11 protein-coding genes and 2 pseudogenes are annotated in these 8734 nt (G+C 63.3%); 4 read left to right on the forward strand and 9 right to left on the reverse strand.

Annotated elements, in window-relative coordinates:
• The 4 genes and pseudogenes from M622_RS40790 to M622_RS24965 form a co-directional block, all read right to left on the reverse strand.
• Window positions 1-501, reverse strand: a pseudogene (locus M622_RS40790) (LbetaH domain-containing protein); the annotation flags it as partial.
• The gene (locus M622_RS0119910; protein ID WP_021248301.1) at window positions 422-1417 is read right to left on the reverse strand and encodes a glycosyltransferase; all 996 of its coding nucleotides are present in this window, start codon (window positions 1415-1417) and stop codon (window positions 422-424) included. The pseudogene M622_RS40790 and the gene M622_RS0119910, both read right to left, overlap by 80 nt.
• Window positions 1414-2514 carry a DegT/DnrJ/EryC1/StrS family aminotransferase gene (locus tag M622_RS24960; RefSeq protein ID WP_021248302.1) on the reverse strand — a complete coding sequence of 367 codons (1101 nt, stop codon included), beginning with the start codon at window positions 2512-2514 and terminating at the stop codon, window positions 1414-1416. Before M622_RS24960 ends, M622_RS0119910 begins: the two co-directional genes overlap by 4 nt.
• Window positions 2511-3434, reverse strand: coding sequence for a WxcM-like domain-containing protein (locus M622_RS24965; RefSeq protein WP_021248303.1), 924 nt, complete (start codon window positions 3432-3434; stop codon window positions 2511-2513). Before M622_RS24965 ends, M622_RS24960 begins: the two co-directional genes overlap by 4 nt.
• Window positions 3435-3616: 182 nt before the next feature.
• On the opposite strand from M622_RS24965, the gene M622_RS24970 reads away from it, so the two are divergent.
• Window positions 3617-4180 carry a Uma2 family endonuclease gene (locus M622_RS24970; protein WP_021248304.1) on the forward strand — a complete coding sequence of 188 codons (564 nt, stop codon included), beginning with the start codon at window positions 3617-3619 and terminating at the stop codon, window positions 4178-4180.
• Between the two features lie 59 nt (window positions 4181-4239).
• On the opposite strand, the gene M622_RS24975 is transcribed toward M622_RS24970, so the two are convergent.
• The gene (locus M622_RS24975) at window positions 4240-4767 is read right to left on the reverse strand and encodes a hypothetical protein (protein WP_021248305.1); all 528 of its coding nucleotides are present in this window, start codon (window positions 4765-4767) and stop codon (window positions 4240-4242) included.
• A 20-nt stretch (window positions 4768-4787) separates the two neighbouring features.
• On the reverse strand, window positions 4788-5585 hold the full coding sequence (locus M622_RS24980) for a SapC family protein (RefSeq protein WP_021248306.1): 798 nt from the start codon (window positions 5583-5585) through the stop codon (window positions 4788-4790).
• Window positions 5586-5826: 241 nt separating this feature from the next.
• On the opposite strand from M622_RS24980, the gene M622_RS24985 reads away from it, so the two are divergent.
• The 3 genes and pseudogenes from M622_RS24985 (at window position 5827) to M622_RS24995 (ending at window position 6803) form a co-directional block, all read left to right on the forward strand.
• Window positions 5827-6060 (forward strand): TA system antitoxin ParD family protein, encoded by a 234-nt coding sequence (locus tag M622_RS24985; protein ID WP_021248307.1) that lies wholly within the window; start codon window positions 5827-5829, stop codon window positions 6058-6060.
• Complete coding sequence (locus tag M622_RS24990; RefSeq protein WP_021248308.1) at window positions 6057-6335, forward strand: type II toxin-antitoxin system RelE/ParE family toxin; 279 nt, start codon at window positions 6057-6059, stop codon at window positions 6333-6335. Before M622_RS24985 ends, M622_RS24990 begins: the two co-directional genes overlap by 4 nt.
• A 90-nt stretch (window positions 6336-6425) precedes the next feature.
• Window positions 6426-6803: pseudogene (locus tag M622_RS24995) on the forward strand (Txe/YoeB family addiction module toxin).
• Here the strand turns inward: M622_RS24995 and M622_RS25000 are convergent.
• The 3 genes from M622_RS25000 to M622_RS25010 all read right to left on the reverse strand — a co-directional run bounded on the left by M622_RS25000 (window position 6796) and on the right by M622_RS25010 (window position 8408).
• On the reverse strand, window positions 6796-7512 hold the full coding sequence (locus tag M622_RS25000) for a transposase (RefSeq protein WP_021248310.1): 717 nt from the start codon (window positions 7510-7512) through the stop codon (window positions 6796-6798). The pseudogene M622_RS24995 and the gene M622_RS25000 overlap by 8 nt on opposite strands.
• A 327-nt stretch (window positions 7513-7839) precedes the next feature.
• Window positions 7840-8139: a type II toxin-antitoxin system RelE/ParE family toxin gene (locus tag M622_RS25005; protein ID WP_021248311.1), complete on the reverse strand. Its 300-nt coding sequence runs from the start codon at window positions 8137-8139 to the stop codon at window positions 7840-7842.
• The gene (locus M622_RS25010) at window positions 8139-8408 is read right to left on the reverse strand and encodes a type II toxin-antitoxin system ParD family antitoxin (RefSeq protein ID WP_021248312.1); all 270 of its coding nucleotides are present in this window, start codon (window positions 8406-8408) and stop codon (window positions 8139-8141) included. The genes M622_RS25005 and M622_RS25010 overlap by 1 nt, the downstream gene beginning before the upstream one ends.
• Window positions 8409-8734: the final 326 nt, after the last annotated feature.

Consider the following 8734-nt stretch of genomic DNA (forward strand, 5'->3'; position numbering starts at 1 on the left):
GCACAACTCAAGACCATGGAAGTCACTGTCGGTGATTTCCACATTCGCGCCGATCAGGCATCTGCGCCCGATTCTGACCGATGAATATTCAGCGATGAGCGCAAAGCCGTTGCTGATCCAGGTTCCGTCGCCGATCACGATGATCGAACCGGGATGGCGCGCCTCGATATGTGCATAAGAGGAGAGGAAGTGTGGCGAAGGAAAGACCCCCACTCTCACCTTGCCCTCGATTTCGAGCCGCCCCTCTCCAATCGCATGCACGGGCTGGTAGCGAACCAGCCTGCCCTCGATGGGCAGAAAGGAGACCAGGCGATAGCCCAGGACGCGCACACGCTGCACCAGCTTGATCAAGCGCAGCGCCAGAACACGCCGCAACGCAAGAGGGCGATGCTGCTTCTCGGCAATCATGCAAACCTCCCTATCAGCCGCGGGACCGGCCCGGAAAAAGGGAACGCAAGCGTGCCTTGAGGCCGGACACCAGCTGCAGCCTGGCCTCGCCATGAACGGCCTTCAACGCCTCGGCAACAGAACCCGGGCGCCTCTGATCAAACAAGGCACCTGGCGCCTCGTGATAGGCCAGCCGACTCTCGACATCCCGCAACTTCGCACCCATCGCGCCCAGCACGGCCGGCTCGGGGCGCTCTGTCCGCCGGTAGTCAGCCATGCGCTGCCGGAACACGGCACGCATCATCTTCAGTGCGCGAACCCTGCGCTGATTGCGGACACTGCTTTCAAGCGGTTTTTCCTTGCGCGTCATGCCGGTGTCGACGCGATAGCGCACCAATGGCGTGTCCAGGTATTTCATTTCCCCCAGCAAGCGCGCGCGGAACCCGAGGACCAGATCCTCGTAGGCAAAGGCCTCGAGAACCGGACCAAAGTGGTCGAACACCGCCTTGCGATAGCCGGCACTGGCCCCCAAGTGCAGGCCCAGGCTCATCGCCAGGCTGGCCACCTCGTCCGGCTTGCCCAGCATGGGCGGATGCCACAGCCCCAGGATCTGGCCCGTGGAGTCGATGCGCTCGACCGGGGTGTGCACCAGCATCACCCGCTCATCCTCCATGAAGGCTGAGACGAGGCGCTCCGTGCGCTGGGGCAGGGAGACGTCATCGCCCGCGGCCAGCAGCACGAAATCGCCTGCAGCCAGCTCGAACAGCGCATTGACGTGTCCGATCAGGCCCAGATTGTTCGCGTTGCGATTGATTCTGACCACATGAGGCCCGCTGTAGGCCGCAGCCATTTCCTCGATCACCGCATAAGTGCGATCGCTGGAGGCGTCATCCGACAGGATGATCTCCAAAGGCGAGTAGGTTTGCGCGAACGCCGCCTCGATCGCCTGCCGGACCAGTTCCTCCTGCTGGTAGGCGAGCACCGCAAAAGTCACCAGCGGGCGCGGCCCAGCCTGTGCCTTCGGGCTCATTCGGCCGCGGCCTCGCGCACGCGCTGCACCACCTCATCCGCATCAGCGCGGCTCAGATGCGGCCCCATCGGCAGGCTCAGGACTTGTTCAGCCTGCATGTTCGCAAGCGGGAAGTCTCCGGGCGCAAAGCCCGCATCCGCGTAGGCTGCCTGCCTGTGCGGCGGGATGGGATAGTGGATCAGGCTGCCCACGCCCCGCTCGGCGAGGCGCTTCTGCAGCTCATCGCGGCGCGGGTGGCGCACCACGAAAAGATGCCACACCGGGTCGGCAAATGCCGGCACCTGCGGCAACACCAGGCCGCAGTCAGCCAACCCAACCAGATACTGCGCCGCAATCGCCTTGCGGCGCGCATTCCAGTCATCCAGATGGGCAAGCTTGACGCGCAGCACTGCGGCCTGCAGCGGGTCCAGGCGGCTGTTGAAGCCCCTCAGCTCATTCACGTACTTCACCCGCGAGCCGTAGTTTCGCAGCACCCGGATACGCTCCGCAAGTTCAGCGTCATTGGTGGTCACGGCCCCGCCATCGCCCAGCGCGCCGAGGTTCTTGCCCGGATAGAAGCTCCACGCCACCGCGTCGCCATGGCTGCCCAGGCGCCGCCCCTTGTAGCGGGCGCCGTGGGCCTGGGCGCCATCTTCCAGGACGCGCAGTCCGTGCTTGCGCGCAAGTTGCAGGATGGGGTCGAGGTCGGCGGGCTGCCCATAGAGATGGACCGGCAGGATGAGCTTGGTTCGTGGCGTCAGCGCCGCCTCGATGCGCGCCGGATCGAGGTTGTACGAGGCGTCCAGCGGCTCGACGGGAACAGGTCTGGCACCGCACTGGCTCACCGCCAGCCAGGTGGCGATGTAGGTGTTGGACGGCACGATCACTTCGTCGCCCGGCCCCACGTTCAGCGCACGCAGCGCGAGGTGCAGCGCATCGAGCCCGTTCGCCACGCCGACCGCATGGCGCGCCTCGCACCAGGCGGCGTATTCGGCTTCGAAGGCCTCCACCTCGGGGCCAAGAACGTACCAGCCGCTGTCCACCACGCGCGCAATGGCCGCGTCGATTTCGGCGCGCAGTTCGACGTGCGGCGCCTTCAGGTCGAGAAAGGGAATCACGGGCGCGCTCCCACCAGGCCGAGAAACTGGTCGTAATCACGGATGTAATCGTCGGCGTCGTAATAATGCGAGGCAAACACCAGGAGCACCGCATCGGCCGAATACTTGTACTGGATGCCCCACACCCGCGGCGGAAGATGCAGCCCCAGGTCGGGGCGGTCGAGCACGAACTCCTCACGGTTCGTGCCGTCATCGGCCACCACCGACAGCTGCCCGCGCACACACACCAGGAACTGGTGGCAGGTGTGATGCGCATGCTCGCCGCGTGTCTCCACGCTTGGCACGTCGAACACCATGAAGTAGCGCCGCGCCGGGAACGGCACCGAGCGCTCGAACTCGCCCACAGTCAGACTGCCGCGGATGTCGGTCACGCGCGGCAGTCGGTGCAGCGTCACCCCTTTCACCCGCGTCGGCTGCAGCGGCGCGTCACTTGCCACGCGTCCATCCATCGGCGCGCGACGATCCGCCTCGACATAGCCCACGATGCGCGCCGGATTGCCCACCACGATCGCATTCGCCGGCACCGAGCGCGTCACCACCGCCCCCGCCCCAACCATCGCGTTCTGCCCAATGCTCAGCCCCGGCAGGATCGTGCAGCCCGCACCCAGCGAGGCCCCGGCCGCAACATGCGTGCTCAGCGGCGATGCCAGATACTGGCGACTGCGCGGAAACTTGTCGTTGGAAAAGGTGACGTTGGGGCCGATGAAGACGTCATCCTCGACCCGCAGCCCATCCCAGAGTTGCACCCCGCTCTTGACCGTGACACGATCGCCGATCACGACATCGTTCTCGATCAATACATGTGCACAGATGTTGCAGTCGCTGCCGATCCGGGCCTGCGCCAGCACAACGACGAACTGCCAGATTCGGGTAGCCTCGCCGATGGACGTGCTGTGCACGTCGGCGGAGGGGTGGATCATGGGTAGAGATGTCATCGCAGTCTGGGGTGAAGATATCGGGGCAGAGCGAGGGATTGTCTCATTGTGCCGATCACTTGTATGAGCTGGCGAGGCATTGAGCTCAAGCCCAGCCCAAAGCGTCGGCAGGCGGCGGCCCGACTTGGCTTATCATCAGCTTCGATAAAGTGTGAACGGAGGCCCCCATGAGCAACCCACTTCCGCGCCCAGCCCCGATCGACATCGACGACTACCTCGATGGCGAGACCCGCTGTGAGATCAAGCACGAATACCTGGATGGCGAGGTCGTCGCCATGGGCGGGGCCAGCGCCAGACACGGCCTGGTCGTGACCGGACTGGGGCTCGCCCTCGGTCCCCACGCTCGCCGCAAGCGTTGCCAGCTGTTCATGGCCGACATGAAGTTGCGCGTCGAGCACAGCGACCAGACCTATTTCTACTACCCCGACCTGTTGCTGGCCTGCGATCCGCAAGACCGTGAGCCTTACTACCGCCGTCGCCCCTGCCTGATCGTCGAGGTGCTGTCGCCCAGCACCGAGCGCATCGACCGTCGCGAGAAGCTTTTTGCCTACCAGACGATTCCGTCGCTACGCGAATACCTGCTGATCGATCCCGACAAACGCTGCATCGAAATCTATCGTTTCGGCAACCCGGTGCGACACGAGATCCACACCGAAGGCAGCTTCCGCCTCGACTGCCTGGACGCGGAGCTCACGGTGGACGAGGTCTATATGGACGTTGAGGCCTTGTAAGCCACCAGGGCCTTGTAAAGTGGGTGTCCGTTTGCTTCGAAGTGCTTTTGTTTCGTCGTCTAGTGCAGCACAACGCTGCGTAAACTGGCTTCGGCGCTCACCTGAGCATCTTCCACCCACGCCGGCCACACGCCAGTGGGCCATTCGGCCTTGCGGTACTGCTCGTACACGATGCCCAGCCACTGGCGCAGCGGCTGCGCGCTCAGGGTCAGCAGCACCGGCTCCCCTGCTTCACCCTTGAAGGTGAGCGCCAAGCTGTCCTCGCCCTGGGCGATATCGACAGCATCCACTCGCCAGACGGCCATCGGCGATGAGGCGCGCACCGGTGGCTCGGGCACCAGTTGCGCACGCGCCGCCTGCTGGGCAAAGCCCTGCACGATGTCCTGATGAGCGGCTTGAACGGAGGGGTTGCTGGATGCCGGCGCCAGCTGGCGTGCCAGCCAGGCGCTGAGGTGCGGCACCAGACGACTCAGCAGCCGCTGAGTGAGCCACAGCACCACCGTATCGCCGTGGGTGAGCTGGCCGCTCAGGCGGATGCGGTCTTCGCGTTCGACGTATTCGGTGGTGAGGCGCTCAAGCCTGTTCATGGCTGCGTGGGCGCGCTGGCTTAGCGGGCACCGAAGCTGAACGTGCCGTTGTTGCTCAGAAAGCTCAAATCAAGCTCACCGCTGGGCGTGGTCGGCAGCGCTTGCGCCGCTTTGCGCTGGGCCTGGGCCTGGGCCTGGGCGAGTTGCCCCAGCAAGGGCAGGTGCTGCATCGACAGCAGCTGGGAGTAGACCGTAGGCAGCGCGCCCGCTTCCTGCAGCGCTTTGAGCGATTCGGCCGCCAGCGCGTTCAGCGCCGCTTCGTCGATACGGTAGAGACCTTCGACCTGACGCTCGCCGCCATCGCCATTCACGGTGATCGGCCACGCTTGCAGCAGTTGGTGGTCGGCCAGCGCCTTGCAGATGCGTTGGGTCAGCTCCCGGTTGGCCTGCACCTGCGTCAGAAAGCCCAGAATGTTCTGCACCGCCTGGGCGGGGCGGCCATCGGCATCAAAAAACGGCTCGCCCTCACCTTCGGTGAGCAGTCCGCTGTCGGTATCGAAGGCGAGCACCTGCTGGCCATCGGGCAGATTCGCCAACGCGAAAGGGTAGGCGCGGTAGGCTGCCGGCGTATAGGCAGCCAGCCAACGCCCCTCGGGCGCGACAAAGAGGTTCTGACCGGGCTGGATGCCGAGGACTGCCACCGGCGTGAACTGCCCGTCCTGGGCGACAAAAGCGATCGGCAGGTGCAGAACGGCGCGCGGCAACTCCTGCGCCACCAGAGGCGCCAGGGCATCGTGCGCGGCAAAAGCGTAGCTGTCGTAGCGCTTCCAGCGCTTGTCGGCGTGGGTGGTGCTGGAGATGGCTTGGAAAGTGGGCATGGGCTCGTGTCGCTGTGGGGGCTTTTCGTGAGCACACTCTACCCGAACGCGCTCATGAAAAAAAACCCAAGCTCGTGACGGAGAAGGGCGCGACTGAAGCGCCCCCTTTCAACTCACACGCCTCCACGAAAAAAATAAATTGGGTGTCCTTTTGTTTTTCATTCGATTGAACCCCAGGTCGTTTGACCACAGCGCAGCGCTCGACTACAATTGTGGTAAATATATCTCAGAGGAGGTGGCGATGAGCACCGTGTCCGTGCGTATCGATGAGAGCCTGGTCAGCGCCGCACGCGCTGCAGCGAAAGCCGAGTTCCGTACCGTGCAGGGCCAAGTGGAGTTCTGGGCCAAGGTAGGTCGAGCCGCGCTCGACAACCCTGATCTGCCCGCCTCGTTCATTGCCGAGAGCCTGATGAGCATGGCCGAGCCCCGTGAGGACAGCACACCCTTCGTGCCTCGCTCGGCTGCCAGAGCGTGACTTGGGACGTTCGCCAGACTCGGCGATTTACGCGCATCTACAAGAAGCTACACGACAACATCGTCGCCGAGGTGGATACGGCCGTCGAAGCCGTGGCCCAGGACCCTGACATCGGCGAGAAGAAGAAAGGCGATCTCTCGGAGCTGTGGGTATACAAGTTCCGCTGCCTCGGCCAACTCTACCTACTGGGCTACACCCGCGATGAGGGCATTCGGCTGGTGCACCTCGAATCCGTCGGTCCTCACGAGAACTTCTACCGCGACTTCAAGCGCTAGCCCGATCCTGGCGGCACAGCCGCCGGGAAGTGCTCGCGCCCAAAGCGCAACCCCAGGCTGCGCTCGCCGAAGAACGCCGAGCGCGTCGCGGTGTTTCAGCCCGAGTTTCTGGAAGACCTGAGCTACTGGGCAGAGACGGAACGTCGCACAGCCAAGCGGCTGCTGGAACTGGTCAAGGCGGCTCTGCGCGATCCCTTCAAGGGCATTGGCAGCCCCGAACCGCTGTGAAGCACCTGGGCTCGGATGTCTGGTCACGGCGCATCACTCATCACGCAGGAACACCGCTGCGTGTATCTGGTGAAAGCTGATCGGATCGCGTTTTTGCAGGGACGCTACCACTACGGGAAACGAAGTGGGTGTCCTTCTGTTTTTCTTGCACCGTACGAATTTTCCGCGTTACGGAAACAAAGTGAGTGTCCTTTTGCGGCACACCGACAACGGTCATTCGGCCTCTTCCGGCTTACATAATGAGATCGCCCGATTCAGGCTCCGGCAACTTGCGCGGTCTGCCGGATTTTCCTGGCGTTACGCGCCGGCCCAATAGCGCTGCGATCTCCTCGGCAAAGCGGGGGCTGCCCAAGGCGAAATTGCCATTGCTCGCCTGGCGGATCTGCTCAACCAGGCCCGGCTCAAGTTCAGACCGGAAAAGATCCCGGTAGCTTGCCTGCCGGTGTTCTGCCGTGCTTCCCAACGCGAGGAAAATCTCGTGCGGCGTCACCAGCGCATCTGCCTCTCCCTGGGCGTTCGCTCGATAACTCGACCAACGATAATCCGCCGGATGCGCCACCATGCCAGCACGCACCGGGTTCAACTCGATGTAGCGCTGACAGGCCAGCAGGTAATCTTCCGCCTGGGTCAGGCAGGAGCGATAGCGGCCTTCCCACAAGGTACCGCTGCGGCGATAAGTCCGGTTGAAATACTGCACGTAGCGCTGCCCCAGCGCCTTCATCAACGCGCCCGGCGACTCGCCACGATCTGCGCTGACCAACAGATGCACATGGTTGGTCATCAACACATAGGCATGAATGCGGCAACCCGACTTGCTGGCGTATTCCTTCAACCAATCCAAATAAAACCGGTAATCCTCATCCGCCACGAAACAGATTTGACGGTTGTTGCCGCGCTGGATCAGATGCAGTGGAACGTGGGGTAACACCACACGGGGTCGGCGGGGCATGAAACCTCCATCAACATGAACACACGTCCAGCTTAGCAAAAAACCGTGGTCTGTCCCCCATTGTTGGTTCTCAGCGAGCGCCCGAGGTGATGGCAACCTGACCGATGACTGAGCTTGCCGACCTGAAGGCCCGCATTCTGGTGAACCCCGAGGCCCGCGCCGAGCACGACGCGCAAGCGCCGGAGTTTGAGCTTGCCCGCGAACTCATCACCGCCCGCACCCGCGCCGGCCTGACTCAATCCGAGCCTGCCGAGCGCATGCACACGACGCAATCGACCATCGCCCGCCTGGAGGAAAACCGTGGTCTGTCCCCTACTATTTTCCCTTCTATTTTCCCTTTTCAGCGAACTGCGCTTCGATGTCCATCGCGCCATGCAGCACCCGGACGATACGCACCAGACCGAGTTCCTCGAAGAAAAACACGACGTAGTTGCCATAGGCACATGAGCGCAGGCCTTTACCGAGCTCCGGTCGTGGCCGGTAGGCTTTGGGCGCCTCCGTGATCTTGCGACACTGCCCGCGCAGCTCGCGCACGAAACTGATCGCCCGCCGTGGATTATCGCGAGCGATGTAGTCACCGATGGCCTCGAGATCCATCTCAGCCTGCGGCAGAAATACCAGTCGCATCAGGCTCTTATCGCCGCTTCAGCCATCGCAAGATACTTCGCCTCAAGTCGATCAAACACCTCGTCTGCAGGAATATCCGGCCCACTGGCCAAGCCTACCGCAATCGCTTCGCGCAGAGCTTGCAGCTTGGCGGTTTGTTCAGCTTCGCGCTCCTCGAGCAGGCGCAGTCCGGCGCGGACGACCTCGCTGACGTTATTGAAGCGGCCCGAGTCGACCTGCTGGCGGATGAAGGTTTCGAAGTGGGGGCTGAGCGCAACACTGGTCGGCATCGCAGTTTCTCCTGACGACTAATAACAGTTATTAAACTCAGCCCCCAGTCCCGTGTCAAGGCGTGGCTTCGGCCGATGCTGTTCGTCGGTGACGGCCGCTTCCACTGCGGTCGTAACCATAGTACCGGGCCAACACGCCCAGCCCAGCGATCAGGATGCCCTTGGGCCTCGTGCAGGGAGATTGCCTTGCCGGCCCAGCCTTGGCGCAACGCCCACTCACGGACCGACTGGCCCAATCCAGCCACGTACCACAGCGCCGATCCCGCCGGACTGCCACTGCCACCCACCGCATCCAGCGCATCTCGAACCGCACGGGCAGCGCCGGC

It is taken from the genome of Thauera terpenica 58Eu, from assembly GCF_000443165.1.
GTDB lineage: Bacteria > Pseudomonadota > Gammaproteobacteria > Burkholderiales > Rhodocyclaceae > Thauera > Thauera terpenica.